The 21,049-nt window shown below is 46.5% G+C and carries 20 protein-coding genes; 8 read left to right on the top strand and 12 right to left on the bottom strand.

Annotated elements, in window-relative coordinates; genetic code table 11:
• Positions 1-9: 9 nt before the first annotated feature.
• Both J0A65_RS11205 and J0A65_RS11200 read right to left on the bottom strand, forming a co-directional pair.
• Positions 10-1,200: a type II secretion system F family protein gene (locus J0A65_RS11205; RefSeq protein ID WP_206594268.1), complete on the bottom strand. Its 1,191-nt coding sequence runs from the start codon at positions 1,198-1,200 to the stop codon at positions 10-12.
• Positions 1,197-2,885 carry a GspE/PulE family protein gene (locus J0A65_RS11200; protein WP_232848617.1) on the bottom strand — a complete coding sequence of 563 codons (1,689 nt, stop codon included), beginning with the start codon at positions 2,883-2,885 and terminating at the stop codon, positions 1,197-1,199. Before J0A65_RS11200 ends, J0A65_RS11205 begins: the two co-directional genes overlap by 4 nt.
• Before the next feature lie 248 nt (positions 2,886-3,133).
• Between J0A65_RS11200 and J0A65_RS11195 the strand changes: the two genes are divergently transcribed.
• From J0A65_RS11195 to J0A65_RS11175, 5 genes are read left to right on the top strand one after another with little or no spacing between them, the layout of a single operon-like run.
• Positions 3,134-3,955, top strand: coding sequence for a hypothetical protein (locus J0A65_RS11195; protein ID WP_206594267.1), 822 nt, complete (start codon positions 3,134-3,136; stop codon positions 3,953-3,955).
• The gene (locus tag J0A65_RS11190) at positions 3,952-4,530 is read left to right on the top strand and encodes a hypothetical protein (protein ID WP_206594266.1); all 579 of its coding nucleotides are present in this window, start codon (positions 3,952-3,954) and stop codon (positions 4,528-4,530) included. Before J0A65_RS11195 ends, J0A65_RS11190 begins: the two co-directional genes overlap by 4 nt.
• Positions 4,523-5,002, top strand: coding sequence for a hypothetical protein (locus tag J0A65_RS11185; RefSeq protein WP_206594265.1), 480 nt, complete (start codon positions 4,523-4,525; stop codon positions 5,000-5,002). Before J0A65_RS11190 ends, J0A65_RS11185 begins: the two co-directional genes overlap by 8 nt.
• 14 nt (positions 5,003-5,016) lie before the next feature.
• Complete coding sequence (locus tag J0A65_RS11180; protein WP_206594264.1) at positions 5,017-7,143, top strand: type II secretion system protein GspD; 2,127 nt, start codon at positions 5,017-5,019, stop codon at positions 7,141-7,143.
• 46 nt (positions 7,144-7,189) lie between these two features.
• Positions 7,190-7,627: a hypothetical protein gene (locus tag J0A65_RS11175; protein WP_206594263.1), complete on the top strand. Its 438-nt coding sequence runs from the start codon at positions 7,190-7,192 to the stop codon at positions 7,625-7,627.
• A gap of 69 nt (positions 7,628-7,696) precedes the next feature.
• On the opposite strand, the gene rfbB is transcribed toward J0A65_RS11175, so the two are convergent.
• The 10 genes from rfbB to wecA are packed head-to-tail and all read right to left on the bottom strand — an operon-like array spanning position 7,697 to position 17,370.
• A complete protein-coding gene (rfbB, locus tag J0A65_RS11170; protein ID WP_206594262.1) occupies positions 7,697-8,776 on the bottom strand; it encodes a dTDP-glucose 4,6-dehydratase in 1,080 nt (359 codons plus the stop codon).
• 48 nt (positions 8,777-8,824) lie between these two features.
• Positions 8,825-9,688 carry a dTDP-4-dehydrorhamnose reductase gene (gene rfbD / locus J0A65_RS11165; RefSeq protein ID WP_206594261.1) on the bottom strand — a complete coding sequence of 288 codons (864 nt, stop codon included), beginning with the start codon at positions 9,686-9,688 and terminating at the stop codon, positions 8,825-8,827.
• A 16-nt stretch (positions 9,689-9,704) separates the two neighbouring features.
• On the bottom strand, positions 9,705-10,250 hold the full coding sequence (gene rfbC, locus J0A65_RS11160) for a dTDP-4-dehydrorhamnose 3,5-epimerase (protein ID WP_206594260.1): 546 nt from the start codon (positions 10,248-10,250) through the stop codon (positions 9,705-9,707).
• 7 nt (positions 10,251-10,257) lie between these two features.
• The gene (gene rfbA, locus J0A65_RS11155; RefSeq protein ID WP_206594259.1) at positions 10,258-11,136 is read right to left on the bottom strand and encodes a glucose-1-phosphate thymidylyltransferase RfbA; all 879 of its coding nucleotides are present in this window, start codon (positions 11,134-11,136) and stop codon (positions 10,258-10,260) included.
• 49 nt (positions 11,137-11,185) lie between these two features.
• The gene (locus J0A65_RS11150; RefSeq protein WP_206594258.1) at positions 11,186-12,625 is read right to left on the bottom strand and encodes a KpsE/RkpR family capsule polysaccharide export protein; all 1,440 of its coding nucleotides are present in this window, start codon (positions 12,623-12,625) and stop codon (positions 11,186-11,188) included.
• Positions 12,626-12,629: 4 nt separating this feature from the next.
• Entirely contained in the window at positions 12,630-13,280 is a 651-nt protein-coding gene (locus tag J0A65_RS11145; protein WP_206594257.1) for an ABC transporter ATP-binding protein, read from the bottom strand.
• Complete coding sequence (locus J0A65_RS11140; RefSeq protein ID WP_206594256.1) at positions 13,277-14,062, bottom strand: ABC transporter permease; 786 nt, start codon at positions 14,060-14,062, stop codon at positions 13,277-13,279. The genes J0A65_RS11145 and J0A65_RS11140 overlap by 4 nt, the downstream gene beginning before the upstream one ends.
• Before the next feature lie 20 nt (positions 14,063-14,082).
• Positions 14,083-15,870, bottom strand: a complete 1,788-nt coding sequence (locus tag J0A65_RS11135) for a polysaccharide biosynthesis/export family protein (RefSeq protein WP_232849886.1) — start codon at positions 15,868-15,870, stop codon at positions 14,083-14,085.
• Positions 15,870-16,250 carry a hypothetical protein gene (locus tag J0A65_RS11130; protein ID WP_206594255.1) on the bottom strand — a complete coding sequence of 127 codons (381 nt, stop codon included), beginning with the start codon at positions 16,248-16,250 and terminating at the stop codon, positions 15,870-15,872. The genes J0A65_RS11135 and J0A65_RS11130 overlap by 1 nt, the downstream gene beginning before the upstream one ends.
• Positions 16,251-16,302: 52 nt before the next feature.
• The gene (gene wecA, locus J0A65_RS11125) at positions 16,303-17,370 is read right to left on the bottom strand and encodes a UDP-N-acetylglucosamine--undecaprenyl-phosphate N-acetylglucosaminephosphotransferase (protein WP_206594254.1); all 1,068 of its coding nucleotides are present in this window, start codon (positions 17,368-17,370) and stop codon (positions 16,303-16,305) included.
• Between the two features lie 592 nt (positions 17,371-17,962).
• Between wecA and J0A65_RS11120 the strand changes: the two genes are divergently transcribed.
• The 3 genes from J0A65_RS11120 to galE all read left to right on the top strand — a co-directional run bounded on the left by J0A65_RS11120 (position 17,963) and on the right by galE (position 20,962).
• Entirely contained in the window at positions 17,963-19,510 is a 1,548-nt protein-coding gene (locus J0A65_RS11120) for a peptide MFS transporter (RefSeq protein WP_206594253.1), read from the top strand.
• A 128-nt stretch (positions 19,511-19,638) separates the two neighbouring features.
• Positions 19,639-19,926 carry a DUF6170 family protein gene (locus J0A65_RS11115; RefSeq protein WP_206594252.1) on the top strand — a complete coding sequence of 96 codons (288 nt, stop codon included), beginning with the start codon at positions 19,639-19,641 and terminating at the stop codon, positions 19,924-19,926.
• A gap of 13 nt (positions 19,927-19,939) precedes the next feature.
• The gene (gene galE / locus J0A65_RS11110; RefSeq protein WP_206594251.1) at positions 19,940-20,962 is read left to right on the top strand and encodes a UDP-glucose 4-epimerase GalE; all 1,023 of its coding nucleotides are present in this window, start codon (positions 19,940-19,942) and stop codon (positions 20,960-20,962) included.
• The last annotated feature ends 87 nt before the right edge of the window (positions 20,963-21,049 follow it).

Genomic DNA, 21,049 nt, shown 5'->3' with positions numbered 1-21,049 from the left:
TCCCCATAATTAAATAGCAATATCTGTTGAGGCCGTAATAGCCAAAACAATACCCAATATCATCACGCCAATTAATACGCCGACAATTAAAATGGCAATGGGTTCCATCAAGGTGAGAACCTGCTTCATTCGTCGCTTGCATGACGTGTCATGCAACGCGGCGACCGCCTTTAACATCTCGGCCAACTGACCGGTTTTATCGCCAACCGCCACTAAATTCAAAGAGGTACCGGGTACCAATCTGGAACGGCTCAAGGCCTCGGTAAAGGCTACCCCATCCTGCACATCCTGGATCATGGCTAACGCGCGTTTGCGACGCTTGGTATATGCACATGACGCAGCAGATAGCTTTAACGCCGTAAGCAGATTTACCCGGGCCAGTAACATAGCCGCACAAAGTGACGCCCAGCGTGCGGCATCTTGTTCGGCCAACCATGGACCAATAACAGGTAAGTCTATAATTCGGTCCATCAAAGCCCGTCTTACTTTGGGGTTGCCAAGGACAAGTACAATCAGCAAAACCAAAGCACCCACAAAACCAAACAGCAGCAGGGGAGACTCATTTGCTGAACGACCAGCCGACAACACCAAAAAGGCCAAAGTAGGTAATTCCTTGTCACCATCGAGCATATGGCTGAATTTCGGTACAACGGCGAAAAAGATAATCAACATGGCAACCAAGCCTGAGCCAATCAGCACCAATGGATATGTCAATGCACTTTGGATATCACTTTTTACCGACTGCTCATAATTCATTTGTGCAGACGCGTCCGATAGCGCCCCAGCCAATTGCCCCCCTGCCTCACCCGCACTGACCAAATGCGCGACGTATTCAGGAAAAGGTAATCCGGACTCCAAAATTGCGGAAGAGAGCGTATCTCCACCTTCGATTCTGCTGGCTATGGCGGCGAATCCTCTTGCCAGGTTCGGGTGTTCTTCGTTTTGTGCCAGTGCCTTCACTGCATCAATCAGAGCGACACCGGATCGTGTCAGTGTTGCCAGTTCTTGCAGCGGCAAAACCAAATCCGATACTTTAACCTTTCGCCCGTGCTTGGTAGGCTTGGTATATTCCTCAAGGGCAAAGGCTTCGATACGCCTATCCGCTAGTTGTCGAATGGCCTCGGCATAGCTTACGGCGTCTATTTCACCTTCAACGCGCTGTTCTGTCGCGATTTCGATTCCCTGATAGCGAAACTTCATGAATCAGATTCACCCTGACTACACACCCGCAGAACTTCATCCACACTGGTGATGCCGCGAGACGCTTTAAGCAAACCATCTTCCATCAAGGTTCGACAGCCTGCTTTTCTCGCCAACTCCCTTATCTCGCTGACCGGCGATCTGGAGGTTATGAGTTCTCGCATTTCCGGAGTAACAGGTACCAGCTCATAAACGCCAATGCGGCCGCGATAACCGCGCCCCTGACATGCATGGCAGCCAACAGGCTTACGCCAGTTGCCTTGCAGTTCCCCCATATGGCGGATAAAAGTAGGCGCATCTGTGGGTTCACTGCATTCACTGCACAGCTTACGCACCAATCGCTGGGCCTGCACCCCTTGTATAGTGGCCGCCACTAAATATGGCTCTACGCCAATATCAGACAGCCGAGGGAATACCGAACAGGCATCATTAGTGTGTAATGTTGATAATACCAGGTGACCGGTTAAGGAGGCCTGCACGGCAATATCTGCCGTTTCTTTGTCACGAATTTCCCCCACCATAATCACATCGGGATCCTGGCGTAAAAAGGTTCTCAGTGCTTTGGCAAAAGTGTAACCGATATCTGGTCGGGCCTGAACCTGAGTGATGCCCTCGACCTGATACTCCACAGGGTCTTCCACCGTCACAATTTTTTCATGACCGGTGCGAATATCAGCCAGTAGCCCGTAAAGCGTGGTAGATTTCCCCGACCCCGTGGGTCCGGTAACCAACACAATACCGTTGCTCAGTGCGCCCCATTGACGCATTAGCGCCAAATGATCGGATTCAAATCCAAGACCGTCCAAGGAGAGTTCATCGCGTTTTTTAGGCAGTAAGCGCATAACAATCGATTCACCATGAACATCGGGCGCGGTAGAAACCCGCACGTCAAATTCACGCTTGTTGGCACGAGTGGTAAATCGACCATCTTGTGGAAGACGTCGTTCCGCGATGTCTAAATGCGACATCAGCTTGATACGTGATGCAATAGCCGCGAAACGCGTCATAGGCTGTTGCATAAACTCGATCATGCGCCCATCAACCCTGAACCTTACCAGCATAGATTGACTGCCTGCCTCGATGTGAATATCAGAGGCTTCGGCCTGAATAGCACGCTCTATAATGCTGTTCACCAAATTGATAACCGGAGCCTCTTCGGCCAGTGCCGCTATATCTGTACTATTTCTGCCGAACAATTCTGAAACAGCTCGCTCTCGCGAAAGGTCATCAGACAAACTCGCCGCCATAGCTGGCGTCATCAAGTGAAGGTTAATTTGGTAATTTGTGGCAATATTACCTAACACACCCAGAGCGAACTTATCGGTAATATCAACACAGTACAAATCCAAGGTAGATTCATAAGCCGATACGAAAACCTGATGGTCCATGCACCAATCAATGCTGATACCCAAAATTAGACTAGTGGAAAGCACCTGATGAGATTGAGGGCATTGACCAACCGTTGAAACAAGGGGTAACCCTGTCACACTGGCAATCCCTTCCCATAACGAATCTTCGCCACAAAAACCCAGTCGGGACACCGCATCGCCCAATGAACACTTAAGTTCAGAAGCCGTTGCCTGGGCCTTTTGGATATCCTCATGACTCAAGGACATCTTTTCGATCAGATAAGTGGATAATTGTGCATCCAAATGGACAGCATCTTTATAGATATGGCTTGCCAAACTCTTGCCAGCCTCCCACGTTTTTGTGATTTTGCGTAGATGCTAACCGCATATATCCATGCGAAGAAGCGATTAACCTATTGACCTTAATCGCGTATATTACACCACAGCGATTTTAGAATTGAAGTGAAATTAGCTTGATCCAACAGCAAACTCCCTATTCGATTAACACGTGGCTTGACGCAATTTTGCCTCGCGTCAGCTCGTGGATATGGCCTCCAGAATATCAGTGCGACTCGGAAAATTGGATGATCTATGTTTTTCGTCCTCGTCCAAAACAACTCAAACAGAGTGAGTTAGAGAACTGGACAAGCCTCCAGATTAAAACGCTATGCCCTTTTGTTAACGGCTTTCACTACTCACATATTAGCCCTGCTGGCTTGCATATTTGGTTTTCAAATCAGGCATTCTCAGGCATTCCTGAAACGGCCTTGCAAACAGCACTTCCCGATGGCGATTTTGTGATCAAAGGGCAACGATTTACCTATGAACAAACTTGGCACAATGCTGTCTTAGTTTCTTGCGAAATAGTCGATGAGAAAAGTCATGCACAGGAATCAGTGGCGATTGAAACAAATAAACCCTGGGCAACTGAGGTAAAGTTAAAGAAAACACTAGTTAGCCCCCTGACCTGGCTTGTCATAGGTGGTTTCACATTACTCTGTTTTATCCTTTGGTTCGCTATAAGTTTTCTGACACTGAGCATGCAAGAGCATAGTACCAAACAAGAAAGTGAAAGACTCAGTGAATTGTCTGGCGAGCGAATAGTCCAACAGACCGCCTTAAGAGAACAACAGCAGCAAGTGCAGCTCATAAACGAGTGGCTCAACATTCATGGCCAGTTACCAGAAACGCTAGGCTTGGTTGCGGAAAAAATAAATAAACAAGGCAGTTGGAAAGTCAATCAAATCAGATGGCAAAACAAAGCCATGGAGCTTGAATTACAAGGAGAGAATATCGATATTGCCCAACTGATTACTGATTTAGAAACCATCCCGGAATTGCAAAGTGTTAGTATTCGCCCATTTTCTTCTGGCGGGGCCTGGATTATTGAGGCAAAACAAAGGTGAAAAAGCCCAATTTGGACAGCAACAAGTTAACCAATGAACTGAAACGGACTCCACGACTGCAATGGCTGCTATTGCTGGTTGTATGGATATTGATTCTCTCTGCTGGTAAAGCATTGATTGACCAGATTGGAAATCAAAAAGAGGATTTAAACACTCAACAGCGACTTTTAGCCCGGTTAACAGAGTCAGCAAACAGCCCTTTTAACGAGGAACTGCTAAGCAACAGTCAACAACATCTTGCTCAACTTAATAAAGAAATACCTACTGCTGTATCGGGTAGCGTTGCGGAAGCTAAAGCGTTGGCTGACGCCGAGGACTTAATTGGTAAAAAGCTTATCCGTAAACGTTTAAACCTAATCGGTGCAGAAACAATAGAAGCTGAAAAGCAACACTACTGGTCAGTGCGAATTGACATTTCCGGCCAGCTTTCTGACCAGGATTTTGTTGACGTACTCTCACTTTTCGATGCCAGTGTGGGTCATCGACGCATAGCCTCATTCCAATATTCACCCAAGGCGTCTAATACGCTCAATATGGTGATCGATTTATTGTACAGGTATCAAGAACATGAATAATCGTATCGCCTTCATGGCCGGTTTTATATTGTTCTCGTGCTCCATGTTAGCTTGGGTTGGAAACTTGCAGCAGGTTGCATTAAATACCAGAGCGGATCTATCCATTCTTGAAAGTGAAAAAGGTCGTCTTCACTACCAGTGGAAAGACGCGGTCACAGGGATTTCACAGTTTTCCCCACCAATTGTAGAACCTGACAGCACATCCAAAGTGGCAGAGATGCCACTTACCTTAGCAGACGGTAAACTCATTGCTTTAGTGGCTGATACGCCTCAGAGTGCAATGTTTAAGCTCCCTGGGCAGAACATGCCAGTAACCTTAACTGTAGGGGAGCATTGGTTGCCTGACTGGTCTCTTGCAGAAATCGGCAGAGATTACGTCGTTTGGCAACAGCAGAACACAGGTGAATTACAAACTCAGTACCTGTTCGAGCCTTCGAACAGTGGAAAAATCGAGAGTGAGCCAGGTAAGTGAGAAAAAGTATTACTATGCAAAACAAGAATAACTATTTGTTTAACCGTATTCATAAAGCCCTGCTGGTTACCCTAACCTTGGGGAGTCTGGCGTCATGCGCTACGTTAAAAGGACCGGCTTATCAGGTTGCACAACAAGACGACGAAATATTCTCGACACCATTAAGGGACCCCAAGACGCCCGTCCAGGATCAAGCGACGACACTAAGTAAAAGCGAAACCAGTCTGCGCCCAGGAATGGAAATATTTGATGCGCCGCATCTCAGCCCTGAGCTGGCTGAGGAGCAGGCAAAGGAATATGTCATTCCGGGGCTAACTGAGCAACCAGTCAGTCGGCTTGCATTTAACAACATGCCAGTGGGCACTTTTATCAATGAAGTATTTGGCAATCAATTAGGTTTAAATTTTATCGTTGAACCCAGTGTGAGCAATGCCGCAGATCTGGTAACTATGCGGATAACCTCACAGGTCAGCCAAAAAGAACTGTATAATCTAGCCATCACAACACTGAGAACTTACGGTGTATTTACCTATGTCAGAGATAATGTTCTGGTGTTTGACTTTTCATCTAATGCAACGTCTAACGAACAACCTTTGCTGGTGAGCGGCAGAGCTCTGCCCGAAGTACCGGCCACCAGTCGACCTGTGTTCTACATACACCCACTGGTCGCCACTACCACACCAATGGTGCGCTCTTGGCTAACCCAGATGTTTCCGAACAAGGAATTGACAGTAAAAGAAGACCCAGCCAGAAACGCACTGATACTGCAAGGCAGTTCAAGAATTGTTGAACAAGCACTGGCGGCCACTAAATTACTCGACAGACCAACTATGGATGGCATGTACAGCCGGGTAATACGTCCTGACATATCTACTGTTGATGATTTGGCCAAGGATTTAGAAAAAGTGCTACTCGGTCAAGGCTACTCAGTACGGATTGGCGATGGCGCCTCGGCGATACGCCTTCTGCCCCTCAGTTCATCTGGCCAGTTAGTTATTTTTGCCCGCTCTGCCGATGTATTAAACCATGTCATCGACTGGGCCAAAACCCTGGAAAAGGAGCGCCACAGTACGGTAGAAAGTGGCTTGTTTAGCTATCAGGTTCAGAGTACTCAAGCCAGTCACATTGTGAATGTATTAAACAATCTGGGCGTGGCCAGCTACAGAGCAGCAGCAAAGGAAAGTTCTTCGCTTGGCACTTCGTCATCCGGTAATTCGCAGCCATCGCAACGAAGCAGCCAAAGCAACGCAATATCAAATGATGACGCCAAAGGAAAGTATGCGGTAGACGAGCATTTGAATACCATACTGTATAGCGGAAGCGGCAAAGACTGGCTGCAAATTCTCCCTATTATCAAAAGCTTAGACAAACCTGCACCATCTGTCATGGTCGAAATTATTCTGGCCGAGGTAAAACTTGATGATACAGAGCAAACCGGTATAGATTGGATCCGCAAAGCCGCCAATACCAGTGTCAGTGGCACACCAAACAGTTTACTGGATATTAACAATACCGGTCTGAACCTAACACTGAACAGTGCAGGTATTACACGTGCCGTATTAAGTGCATTCTATAAAAACCAGAATACCTCTATTCGTGCCCGCCCACGTATTATGGTTAAAAGTGGCGGGGAAGCAAAAATAGAAGTTGGCGACGAGATACCGGTTTTGACATCAAACAGCCAATCCACCACCAACTCCGATGCGCCGATTATTCAGAACATATCTTATCGTAACACCGGCATATTGATGGAAGTTCGCCCCACCGTACATGCCACAGGGTTTGTGGACATTGAAATAAACCAGGAACTAAGTGAGGCATTGGGCAATGCCACCAGTGAAATAGACTCGCCCACGGTTTCCAAGCGGAAAATAAGCACCACGGTGTCTCTGCGGGATGGCGGCTCAGTCTTGCTGGGGGGACTTATTCGCTCAACCGCCTCGGTAACCGACTCAGGCGTTCCCTATTTAAGCAAGCTTCCCCTGCTGGGTAAGTTGTTCCGCAACGACGACGAGGATAGAAAACGCACTGAACTGATGATAATGGTTATCCCTTATGTACTAAGCTCGCCTGATGAAGCGGAAGCCCTGACAGATGAACTTCAGCGCAAAAGATTCGACGAGCTATCAACCAATTTTTAACCCTGAACAAAGGCTGTAGCCAGAGATATTGCTTAAGAGGAATATGATGAAATACCAAGCAAACGTCGCATTGTTAGTTTTAACTGTATCCTGGTCTTCCTGGGCGGCCCCACAGACGGCCCCGTTGATTACCGGTTTTGAGTGTGCTGACGAGGTGAAAGAAATCATCCACCTGATAGGTAGAGGCGACGACCCCAAACAGTTCATCGCACAGGATGTACAAACGGAGTTGTCTCGCCAACAGCCAGGCTCGGTATTGACTAAGTTGCATTGTGAAGGCAGCCCAGAATTGAAAGCTGCCACCTCGGTTGATTATACATCAGGGGAAAAAGTGCTAAGCCGCTTATCAGTATCTTTCCCTGTTCAAGTATCAGTTGAGGTAAATGGTGAAACAGTTGAAATGGCTGTTGATCAATTATATCTAGCAGAAAACTTAGATCAGACAGAAGGACGAAAGGTGACTCAGAAGTTTATCGTTAAGTAACGCGACACGCTTAACTGCCCACCAATAAAGATAATGCTCAGCAAAGACCCTCTTTGCTGAGCAAAAAAATTAGCCTCTCAGCGGCGCCCACCAAGATTGATTGTCCAGATACCAGTTAAGTGTTTTCTCTATGCCTGAGGCAAAGCTCTCCTGCGGTTTATAGCCGAGTTCCTGACCTGTTTTTGTCGCGTCAATGGCATACCGGCGATCATGCCCAGGCCGGTCAGTAACGTACCGAATCAGTTCTTCACTGCGCCCTTGCGCCGCCAGCGTCGCTAAGGGGTAACGGGCTGCCAACTCGGGGCGTGAAGAGAAGGCTTGATTCATCAATTGACACAGAAGCTGAACGATGTCGATATTGGCCCACTCATTGTGCCCGCCAATATTGTAGTTTTCACCAACGCGCCCTTTATCAAGAACAAGCTCAATGCCCCGTGCATGATCTTCAACATACAACCAGTCCCTGATTTGTTTGCCATCGCCGTACACAGGTAAAGGCTGGTCATGCAGAATATTGGTAATAATCAATGGAATTAACTTTTCAGGAAAGTGGAAAGGACCATAGTTATTCGAGCAATTGCTGGTCGTCACGTCCAATCCGTAGGTGTGGTGATAAGCCCGGACCAAGTGATCGCTGGCGGCTTTACTGGCTGAATAAGGCGAATTAGGCGCATATGCTGTAGTTTCAGTAAAGGCGGGATCTTCAGGTCCAAGGCTACCATACACCTCATCCGTGCTTACATGATGAAACCTATGTGTGAGTATTTCTTTACCCGCGGCCTTGGGTTCGTCTATCCATACCTTTTTAGATGCCTTCAGCAGACTATAAGTACCAAGAATATTGGTTTCAATAAAGGCATCAGGCCCGCTGATAGATCTGTCCACATGAGATTCCGCGGCAAAGTGTACAACAGTATTAATTGCCTCTTTCTTCAGTAAGGTTTCGACCAAAGCCGTGTCACAAATATCACCTTTGACAAATTTAAACCCAGGCTCGCCACTAACCAAGGCCAAATTTTGTTCGTTGCCAGCGTAAGTTAACGCATCTAATACCACAACGCTATCTTGTGGGTGTCTGGACAGCCAGTAATGCACAAAATTGGCACCGATAAAACCAGCCCCCCCAGTAACCAACATACGTCTTGTCATTTTTTCTACCTCGTTGGGCCTTCGTCTCAAACAAAAGCTATCAATTCGTCAGGGCTTGTCAGCCAAAGTGATAAGCAAATCTCTTAGCGGCTCCCGCCAATGACGCCCACACAATCCTGTGAATGTGGCACGCAAGGACTGCTTATCAAGCACACTATAATTGGGCCGTTTTGCCGGCGTAGGGAAAGCAGCGCTCGGAATAGGAGTAATAGGAATTCGCTTATGTAAAATGCGATATTCCAGAGCAATATCCTGAATGGCATTGGCAAAATCATACCAACTTGCAACGCCTTCATCCGTGTAGTGATAAACCCCCGACAACTTTCTTTCCGCCGCTTCAATACAAGCCCGCGCTAAACCTGATGCTTCTGTTGGGGAACCGATTTGGTCATCAACGACAGAGAGCGCGTCCCGCTCCTGCATCAAGCGCAGCATGGTTTTGACAAAATTGTTACCAAACCTTGAGTACACCCAACTGGTACGCAGAATACAGCCACCTTCTGGTATGACGGCATGCAATTCTTTTTCACCCGCAGCCTTGCTAGCCCCATAAACCCCTAAAGGGGCGAGTTCATCTGTTGGCAAATAAGGACTGCCCTTTTGCCCTGAGAAGACATAATCGGTAGAAACATGCACCAAGTGAACAGAATGCGCTTTAGCATAGCGCGCCAGATTGCCCACGGCGGTTTGATTGATCAAATAGGCTAAATCCGCCTCACTTTCCGCCCGATCTACCGCAGTGTAGGCCGAGGCATTGATAATCGCATCGACAGAGCACCCAGCCAACGCTTCCTCAATGCCTCGCATGCTGGTGAGATCAATCTCATTGCGGCCCAGGCAGATAGCCCTGTCGTTCAAGCGTGCTGCTAGTTCCTGAGCCAATTGCCCTTGCTTACCGATAACTACAAACATATTTGCATCTCAACAATCAGAGGCTTGGCGCCTCAGCAAACAATACACCGTCACGGTCCTTCGCAGACAGTGAGACTGCTACCCCATCAAGAAGAGGCCAGTCGATCTGTAATGACGGGTCATCATATTTGATGCTGACCTCAGACTCGGGGTGATAATAATTTGTACATTTATAAACAAATTCTGCGAATTGGCTGGTAACATAAAACCCATGCGCAAATCCAGCAGGAACCCATAACTGGCGCTTATTCTGCTCGCTAAGGTAGACCCCCACCCACTGACCGAATGTTGGTGAATCTCTTCTAACATCAACAGCCACGTCATACACTTCGCCCGCCACAACTCGCACCAATTTTCCTTGCGTTTGCTGTGTCTGATAATGAAGTCCTCTTAAGATCCCTTGAGAAGAACGACTGTGATTATCCTGTACAAATTGCACATCAGCACAATGCTGTCGAAACCAATCATCACGAAAGGTTTCCATAAAAAATCCCCGCTCATCACCAAACAAACGTGGTTCGAGAATTTTGATCTCAGGAATTGCGGTTTCTATAACTTGCATAGTGGGCCTATTTCACCTTGTCGTGCAGTATTTTCATGAGGTACATACCATACCCACTCTTTATCAGGGGACGGGCTAATGCTTCCAATTGCTCGGCGCTGATGTAGCCCTTCCTAAAAGCAATTTCTTCCGGACAACTTATTTTCAGCCCCTGCCTCTTCTCAATGGCAGCAATAAAGTTAGCGGCATCTAACAGACTATCCAAGGTACCTGTATCGAGCCAAGCAGACCCTCTGCCCAACAGCTCGACACTGAGCTTACCCGCCTGAAGATACAACGAATTCAAATCGGTTATCTCCAGCTCATTTCTTTTAGATGGCTTTACCTGCTTGGCCAGCTGAACCACATCATTGTCATAGAAATACAAACCGGTCACAGCATAGCTCGATTTAGGCTGCGCCGGTTTCTCTTCAATAGAAAGAGCATTCCAGTCGTCATCAAAATCAACCACACCATATCGCTGAGGATCATTGACGTGATAACCAAACACTGTGGCGCCCGAGTCCCGCTTGGCGGCATTCAAAAGAGAAAGCTGTAAATCGTGGCCGTAGTAAATATTGTCTCCAAGAATCAAAGTACAAGGGTCATTTGCAATAAATTCCTCACCCAATATGAATGCCTGTGCCAGGCCATCTGGAGAAGGTTGTGCAACATAACTAAAATTAACCCCCCATTGACTACCGTCACCTAATAAAGCACTAAACCTGCTTTGCTCCTCAGGGGTGGTGATGATTAATATATCGCGGATACCCGCCAATATTAGAGTGGATATGGGGTAGTAAATCATCGGTTTATCGTAAACCGGCATAAGTTGTTTGCTGACGACACTAGTCAGAGGATGTAAACGTGTCCCAGACCCTCCGGCCAGCACAATACCTTTGCGCATTATCAGTTACCCAATTAACTTAAATATGAATGAATTAATGAATATAGTGTCAACGTAATTCCTCTACTGTAGCCAGGATGATTTTGGCAATACCAAAGAGCATAAAGGCCACCGCCAGAAATAGCGTTAGGTTGTGTAAAACACGGGGATATTTCGCTTCTTCAGGTAAGGTTGGTGATTCAACGATAACCAGATATTTGAGTTGACGATAAGCTTCTATCCTTGATTTTTCCAACGACACTAAAGAGGCGGAAAGCGCTTCCAGAGCAAATTCCAGTTCGGTCTTCAGGCTACTGAATCTGGCTTGAATTTCATTCACGCCCATTGAATCAGCGTCTAGAGAGAGACCATCATTGCGCGTCAACCTGTCGCGTTCCTGTTTAAGCTGTAATTTCAGACTTTGCAGTTGTTCACGGGTCTGTATAACCGCAGATGCATTTTCGCTCATACTCCCTTTCAGCGTTCTGAGCTCAGCTTCTTTGGCAGCAATTTGCCCTTCTAGTGCATAGGTAATTTGCTGAAGCGCCATTCCTTCGGCAATAGGGTCAAGTAAATTATACTCACGTTGAAAAATCAGCAGGTCCTGTTTTGCCTTCTGTAACCTGGCCTCTACCTGCTCATGCTCTTTCTTAACGAACTGCAACTGTGCCTCAGCCAATTGATTACCTATCTTATTGATATACCACTCTGCGCGCTGAACAATAGTATTTGATAACAGGTGCGCATATTCAGGATCAAAGGCCTGCGCCTTAAGCGTAATAACTTTGGATGCATCATCCACTTCCACACTTATACGCTTTTGATAGTAAGACAACCTGTCTTCGAGACTGGCATCCGTGGATAAACGACTAAACATATCGGCATCAGAACCACTGAAATAGGCGGTAAACTTTATTTCGTTTTCCAGATAAGCCAACAAATCACTTGAATGAATGTAGGTTTTAACCAATTCAGTATCCGGGCTACTGCTTTTGCCTGTCAGGCCAGACAATAAAGCCATAGAAGGGTCGAGAGTACTTACTCCGCTGGGCTGCTGAATAATCAATTGGCTTTGACTTTCATACATGTCACTGGCCCAAACCAACTGATAAAATGCAAAAATAACGAATGGCAGAAACACAGCCAGAGACAGCGGGGTTTTCAGAAAGGTCTTAACACGCTCTTGCATTGATAGCTCAGGCTGTATCTGCTCAACAGGACCTTGTGGCTCTGGCGTGGTGTTTTCATTAGAAGAGCTGCGCATCAACTCTGGCTTGGTTCTGCGCAGTAAGGCGTTTAACTCTTTGATATGTTTGCGAACCACGGCAGAGTCTGGCTGCAGCACCCGTACTCGTTGATAGATTCGTAGCGCTAGCGCAGGATCCGTATCTTTTAATTTCCCAGCAGCCATAGAAAGCCTTACAGGGCGTCGCCAATCCCCCTCTGCAAGGGATTCCCGTCGGAATTCATCTAACCGTAGCTCTAATTCTCGTTGTGATTCTTTGGTCATTTTTTTAAAGCGCCTGGTACTTCCGGATACCTTCATCCAAATCGTTATAAAAAGTTAATTCGCCCTGGTGTAATACAATTGCACTATCACAAAACTGGCGAATATCTCGCATATCGTGGCTTACCATGATGACATTGGCATTTTTACTGCGCTCCAACAGCGCTTCCTTGGCTTTACGTTTAAATCCAGCATCCCCGACAGACGTCACTTCATCTATCAGATAGACATCAAAATCAATGGCGATAGAACAGGCAAAAGCCAATCTGGAACGCATGCCACTTGAATAAGTTCTCACTGGCAACTCGTAGTTGTTTCTCAACTCCGCAAATCGCTTCACGCGATCTTCATAACGATTTAAATCTTTTACTCCATTTACCCTGCCAATGAAGCGCGTGTTTTCTCTACCAGTCATTTCAGGGTGAATTCCAGTCGCCAAAGCAACCGGCCAGGAAACATTCAAAGTGCAATGTACTTTTCCTTTGTTCGGGTATTCACTGCCAGCAAGCAAACGAAACAATGTTGACTTCCCCGCTCCATTTGATCCCAAAATGGCAATATTGTGCCCAATTGGAATATCAAAGGAGAGATCTTTGAATATGTACTTATTGCCCAAGCTGGTCTTATAAAACTTGGTGACATTGACCAAACTAATCATCTGGAAATGGCCTTTTTCCAATACGCCTGATAAATGGACAAACACAAAAAGGTAGAGGTTAACACCGACATAGCCAGATAAGTGCTGCTTACCCCGACCTGACCATATGTAGGATATGCTGCGTAGCGGCTCAACTCTATAGCGTGGAGTATTGGGTTCCAATCAAGCAGCCACCAATATTCTTGCGGGAAATCTTGCAGCGAGAAAAATACGCCTGAGATGAAAAAAAGTGGTCGGGTCATCAGGTTCTGTATTTTATCCACCTCAGGAATATACAAACCAACTAGCCCGACAATAAACCCAAGAGATAACGAGAATAACCAGAGGGAAAAAAAATAAAACATCAGACTCAACGGGTCCGACAGTTGTAATTCCAGATCAAGAAAATACATCATCAGTCCCATTCCCAGACTGACGAATATTTTTACCAATAGCTCAAACAGTCCACTCGCCAGGACAACGCTAATTGGCTGAACCTGCCGGAATGCAAACAACGCTTTGTTTTTCTTAATGGCCTTCGCGCCAGCCAGGAAAGTTTGCAGAAAACACTGAATCAGCACCATGCCGAAGGCCATAAAGACAAACGTAGGAATGCCGTGGGTTTCTCCACCATTTAGCCTCCCACGCAGGAAAGACAAAATAAAGATAAACAAGACCGGCTGAATAATAGCCCAGCCAATACCTAACTTATCGTTGAAGCCGACGCGAATCTCCCTTGCGAAAAGCGCAAAGATAACATCTTTCCATATTCCCCAGGGACCGCGTTTAGCAATGCTACTCATAGCGTGAACCTGAGCAGAGATTAATCTTTAAGCGCAACATTCGCTGCAACAGCAATTTGGTAGATTATCTGCGTAATATCTTTCACTGCTTGCAACACTTTGGTGTCTACCCTGGGTAAAACAATCACCTCGTCTCCAGGCTTGATGTTGTCTTGCACCGATGCAGAATACCAACCACGACCATCGCTGATTTCCATAAAGCTTGTCAGTCCGTTTGCATGAACTACCGCGATCCGATCCGGATCAGCACGCTCGGTAAATCCCCCGGCCCATGCAATATAGTCACTGATGTTCGCATCTTTGTTGTATACCACGGCCTGAGGCAGAAGTACTTCGCCAGCAATATTAACCAAATCGCTCTTGATCGGAATAACGATCTCGTCTCCTTCTTCAAGCCGAACGTTGGCAATATTGTTTCCGGATGAAATCACCACCTTACCTAAAGGCTCTATTTTCCTGGCCCGTTGAACAAAGCTGGCCACCAATTTTGCTTCTTCGGCGCGAATACCGGCTTCCCCGGTAGACGATGCGGGTGCGGTAAATACGCTACGTTCTAGTCGTTGTAATGACTCTTCGATCATACGTTTCTGTGCTTCTGCGACACTTTTTCGTTTGATGTAAATTGATTTGATGTTCGCCTGTTCTTTATCAACCTGAATGTAGTCCAACAAATCCAGCAAACGCGCATCTCTTTTGACTGCATAAAACGAGGGACCAAGATAGCTACCGGACACTCTAATGCTGATCACGTCTGCTCTTAAATCGTCATTAAATAAGACCCGGTCACCGTCTTTAACCTGAAAATCGTCAAACTCGGCTAACGGCAAGTACACGGAGATAGGACCGGTATCCCTGTCGCCGAAGATACCTACATGACTTGCTTTGCTAAGCGGTCTGGCATAAAAATTTAGGTCTCTACCGACAGAAACCGTTTTGTCCAGTTCAAACCTGAATGGGTAACGGGCAGCACCTTCTACTGTAACAACAGGTCCTTGCTGACCAACCAGTAAAACATCATTGTCTTTAAACGGTACAGAATCCAAACGCCCTGTTCTAAGAAATTCATACAGGTCGTAAGTTGCAATTTCGGCACCGTCCCTTATCAGGGAAATATGTCGATAACTTCCTCTTTGAGGATCAATCCCACCTGCACGCTGTAAATAGTAGAGCGCAGAATCAGACGTCAATCCAGCATACTTACCAGGTCGCTGTACGGGACCAGACACAAATACACTGACTGGTGTGGCAACCAGTAAATTAACGTAGACATTAACGTTACTTACATAGACCGATTTGATTCGCTCAGTTACGGCGCTGTTGAGACTGCCGGCGGGGAGATCGATTACCCTCACAGGGCCAACATCAGGAATAAAAATGTTGCCCTGATTATCAACGGTCAACACTTCTGCAAAGTTAACTGCTCCCCAAAGCCAAATCGATATTTTGTCTCCCGGTGCTATTTTGTAGTCAGGGTTGATACCGTCGCTTCTCTGCGCCTCAAAGTTGCCAAAAAACAGATTTGCTCCATATGCTTGCACCTGAGTTGGATCAGCGCCAATCTGCCCCGCTAGAGGCTGACCAGGCAATGGATAGCCATACCCACCTTTTTGCATATATTGAGAAACATCGATTCTGCTGCCCTGATCGCTTTGCAGCGCCTGCATTTGGGGCACTGTGGCATTAGGAACAAAAGATTGCGTAGCAGTGCCATCGTTTAAATAAGATTGGCTCGAGGCAGACTGTGCAACAGCGTTATGAACGAAAACAACGCATAACATCACAAATAACAATGCGGTTAAGTTCTTCATCAATTATTCTCGATTATCCAAACCTGTGTATCGTTTGCTAGAACAGGCCTGGTTATTGACCAGTTGCTTCCTGCCTTTCGCTGGCATGCCACGTTAAGATTGATTTGCGCAGCAGTGTCACTTTGAAACTTCAGCTTCCGGCATGGATAGCCAGCGGCTGAAAAATATAGGTCACCAATGCTTGCAGTGAAGTTGCCAATTTGCACATCGGTAGTCTTAGGAGAACTTAACAAGTTGGTGTAGGACGAAGGTAAGGTTCGATAATCAATTTCAGCTGTGGTGGCTACAAGTGCCCTTGTAGAGACAGGTTGCTCGGGTGCAGACGCACAACCATACATAAATGAAAGAGAAAAAATAACCAAAATATTTTTTTTAAACATGTCGCTATTTTTAGATTTTATAATTAAAAATCACCAACACAATGTTGGCGAATTATACGCGTTTTCTCCAACGCCTGACTATTCTTAGTATTTTCCATATATTCTGTAACACAAAGCTGTAAAGGATTAGTACAACTACAAAAAGATAAAACATTACGGACTCAGATACATTAAACAATTCGCCACTGATTCCGACCGCCGAGTAAACCGCCCCCAAACACACGATAATTATCAGAGACTTTGTCTGGGAAAATCCGGCCCGCATAAAAATATTATGCAAATGCTGTCTATCTGGTCTCAACATTGACTGGCCTTGCTTAGCCCGGCGATACATGATTGCAGCCATGTCCATAAGAGGTAATCCAATTAACCAAACTGCGGTGATTGGACGCATTGCTGGTTTGTTCCCCTGAGTAAACTCTACCAGCAACCAAACAATGGTTAAGCCAATAAACATACTGCCAGAGTCTCCCATGAAAATCTTGTTACCACGGAACCCTTTGATATTAAGATTAAAGGCAAGGAAAGGGACAATAGCAGCAATGATAATCAGCGGCGCCATAATTGCACCACCATTATTCGACATTAACATTAGAAATACGACGGAGAACAACACGACCAGGCTCATTCCACCAGCCAAACCGTCAATTCCATCAATCATATTGAAGGCATTAATTACACCAACAACACAAACAAGTGTAAAAAAATAACCGGCTGTGCCCAAGTAGAGCTCACCAAAACCTAAAATATCGCCTAAATCGGTGATGTAGTTTTGAGCGCTCCAAGCCATGATGGAGGCAACACCAAACTGACAAAATAAGCGTCCCTTTGCACTTAAATTAAAACGGTCATCCAGCATACCTAATAAAATAATCACTGCCGATGCTGTAAAAAATAGAGGATAGTTTTTCATCCATGCATCGGTAGCTAAACTAGCAACTAATACCGCTAGAAATATAGAAACCCCACCGGTTAATGGCACCACACCAGTGTGGCGTTTCCTAATGTCAGGCGAATCAACCAAACCCAGTTGACGCGCAAAAGGAGTCATTACAACCAAAGATAAAAACGCCACAAAAAATGCGGTGAATAAAGGTATTATCTCAAGATACGCCAACATATATTATTTCCTTGGCTCTAATAAAATAAAGATACAATCAGCCATAACAAGAAATAACATCCGACGCTCTACATTCATTTATCTTTCTAATCTTCACGATTTTCTCAGCAAGAAAAATTGGGGGCGCAAATAATAAAATTTCAAAATACGTCAAATATCTTTGCGACGACAAAACTAATAATAAACTTGGTGCTAATCTGTTCCAGTTATGCGAACCCAGGAAAGCTGAGTAAACAGGTTCCAGACCGACAAAACATCTGATGCGAAATGGTAGCAAAGCAGCGCCTTTACCACCAGCTACAATATGCTACAAAATGCGCATCTGGTAAGAGTCCTCTGCAATAGGTTTTGAGATCCTATCAACCACAGAGCTCAGCTATTGAACTTACCGCAATACACTTGCATTCAACTGAGGTGAACGGTATAACCGAGCGTTTGCAGCGTGCGTATTGGCTGGTTTTTGTACCATTTTTAGTCTGATGACCGGCTAAACGTTTGATTCCTGATAATTATTATTAAATAAGGAAGGATTAATGAAACCATCCGACTCCGGTCTTCCGGCCGCCGGCAATTTTTGCGGAGGCCAGCACTAATGACAACCCCTTCAAACAATAACAATCTCGACACTGCCTTTTTTGGCCATCCCGGCGGACTATCCACCCTGTTTTTCACTGAAATGTGGGAACGCATGAGCTACTACGGCATGCGCGCACTGCTGGTGCTGTTTATGACCGCCAGCTTACAGGAAGGCGGACTGGCTATCACTGTGGCTTCTGCGACGGCGATTTATGGTTTATACACAGGTGCTGTATACTTTATGGGTTTGCCCGGCGGCTGGATGGCCGACCGTCTGATTGGCGGACAAAAGGCCGTTTGGTATGGCGGCTTAATTATTATGTCCGGCCATATTGTATTGGCTATCCCCTCAGACAAAACATTCTTCCTCGGCTTAATTCTGGTGGTATTAGGCACCGGATTGCTGAAGCCTAATATCGGCGCTTTGGTAGGCCAATTGTACAGCGCAGAAGACCAGCGCCGCGATGCTGGCTACACCCTGTATTACATGGGTATCAACATTGGCTCTATTATCGGCTACTTCATCTGTGGCTACTTGCAAACTAACATGGGCTGGCACTGGGCCTTTGGTGCCGCAGCCATTGGTATGGGTCTGGGTTTAATTCAATATCGTCAGACCCTGCCCAAATTGGCCAACATTGGAAATGGGCCAACTGAGCCGCTATCAGCCGGAGCGGTGCGTACTAGCTGGATGGTAATTGTTGGTTTTCTTATTGCACTGGCGGTCATTACCTTTTTGATGATGAGCGGCCACCTGAGTGTTAATCCTGTGGTGATGGCGCAGTATGTTGCTATCGCCATTACTGCTGTTTTCCTGATTTACTACGCCGCTATCTTTATGTTCGGCAAGTTAACCGGTGACGAAACCCGCCGTTTGCTGGCCTTATTTTTAGTCTGTGTGGCATCCACCTGTTTTTGGGCCGGATTTGAGCAAGCCGGTTCCTCTCTGAACCTGTTCGGCCGCGACCTGACCGACCGCATGATCGGCACCTTCGAAATTCCGACAGCCTGGTTCCAGTCGGCTAACTCGATCTTTTTGGTCATTATGTCGCCCTTCTTTGCAGCCCTGTGGATTAACCTCAGCAAGCGCATGATCAATCCATCGTACGGCTTTAAAAGTGCCATAGGTCTGATCATTATGGCCACCGGCTTTATTGTGATGTTTATTGCTGCACAATTGGCTGCCAGCGGCCTTAAAGTGGCGCCCTTCTGGCTAATCGCTACTTACTTCCTGCACACTGTAGGGGAACTCTGCTTGAGTCCGGTCGCCTTAAGCGCCGTGAGTAAACTGTCACCTAAGCGAATGGCTGGCCAGATGATGGGGGTATTTGTGCTTACCTACTCCATTGGTAACGTAGTTGCTGGTCTGCTTGCCGGTAACTTTGATCCTGAAAAGCCAGCTGAAATGCCGGATCTGTTTATGCAGATCACGCTGTTTAGCATTGCTGTGGGTATCGTTGTCTTCCTACTGGCGCTGAAAACCCGGCATTGGGAAAAACTGGCAGATAAGCCCGAACAGGACACTCCCCCCCAGGCCCCCGTTGGCCAACCAACCAACGCCTGATAAATCAAAGAACGCCCGGTCAGCCGGGCGTTTCTATTTTACGTATAGGCTTTATACATTCTGGTCGAGCTGAAAAGGTCGTAATTTTCAGGTATGCTTGCGCCACGATTTCCGCCAGCTGACTTGCCATGAAGCTATACCTATCAAGCCGCAATATACCGGCACTTTCTCACTTACCGTTAAATCAAAGGCTGGCCAGGTTGAATCAGGCTGCACGTAAACTCAGTCTGCCTGAGAAGATGCTGTTAAATATATTAAAGCTGCTGATCTTATTGCCACTTTTTGTTTTTATTATGCGAGCAAGTGACAACTGGTGGGCACTGTTTTGGGCGGCGCTGGTCATTATGGCCTATCCACTCGTGCTCAAACCGGTTCAATACGCTTTATGTGAAAAATATCTATCAGATAACCAATAAGGAAGGTAAAGAAATGTCTCGAATTCTAGTCACCGGTGGCGCTGGGTACATAGGTAGCCATACCGTCTTGCAACTGCTGGAAGCAGACCATTTGGTCACAGTATTGGACAACCTTTGCAATGCATCGGCCGAGTCATTGAAGCGAGTTGAACAACTTACTGGCAAGTCCCTTGATTTTGTCCAAGGTGATATTCGTGATAGTGCGCTACTTAACCGTCTGTTTTCCGAGTCAAAAATTGAAGCTGTTATCCACTTTGCCGGCCTCAAAGCCGTCGGTGAATCCGTAGAACAACCGCTGCGTTATTATCAGAATAATGTTTATGGCACCCTGGTGCTTTGTGAGGCCATGCAGGCTCATGGTGTTAAAAACCTCGTGTTCAGCTCCTCTGCTACCGTATATGGCGACCCGGTGTCACTGCCGCTCGTGGAGTCCATGCCTACCGGCCGTCCAACTAACCCTTATGGTCAGTCCAAATTAATGGTCGAGTTAATTCTTAAAGACCTGTTCAACGCCGACCCCAGCTGGAACATCGCCCTGTTGCGTTATTTTAATCCGGTTGGCGCCCACTCTTCTGGTCGTATTGGTGAAGATCCCAATGGTATTCCCAACAATCTGATGCCTTTTGTTGCGCAAGTCGCCACCGGGCGTAGAGAAGTATTAAATGTATTCGGCGATGATTACCCTACTGCCGATGGCACGGGAGTGCGCGACTATATCCATGTAGAAGATTTGGCCGCCGGTCATCTAAAAGCACTAGATAAACTGCAACAACATGCCGGACTAAAGGTGTATAACCTCGGCACAGGACAAGGTTACAGCGTATTGGATATGGTTAAAGCCTTTGAACAAGCCAGCGGCAAACCCGTGCCTTATTTGATTGCGCCACGCCGTGCCGGTGATGTGGCCTCCTGCTATGCCGATGCCAGCTTGGCTGAACAGGAATTAGACTGGAAAGCCACTAAAGGTATTGAGGAGATGTGCCAAGATACCTGGCGTTGGCAATCGCAAAACCCAAATGGCTACCAAGGCCAATAATGGCCTGACAGGTTTTATTTTCTCATCACGAACTATGCCGAGAACACGAAGACAAAGACAAGCCGCCCAACGCGACATGGTTCGCGC

It is taken from the genome of Bowmanella yangjiangensis (genome assembly GCF_017255015.1).
GTDB classification, from domain to species: Bacteria; Pseudomonadota; Gammaproteobacteria; order Enterobacterales; family Alteromonadaceae; genus Bowmanella; species Bowmanella yangjiangensis.
This window is presented reverse-complemented; position numbering and strand designations above follow the sequence as displayed.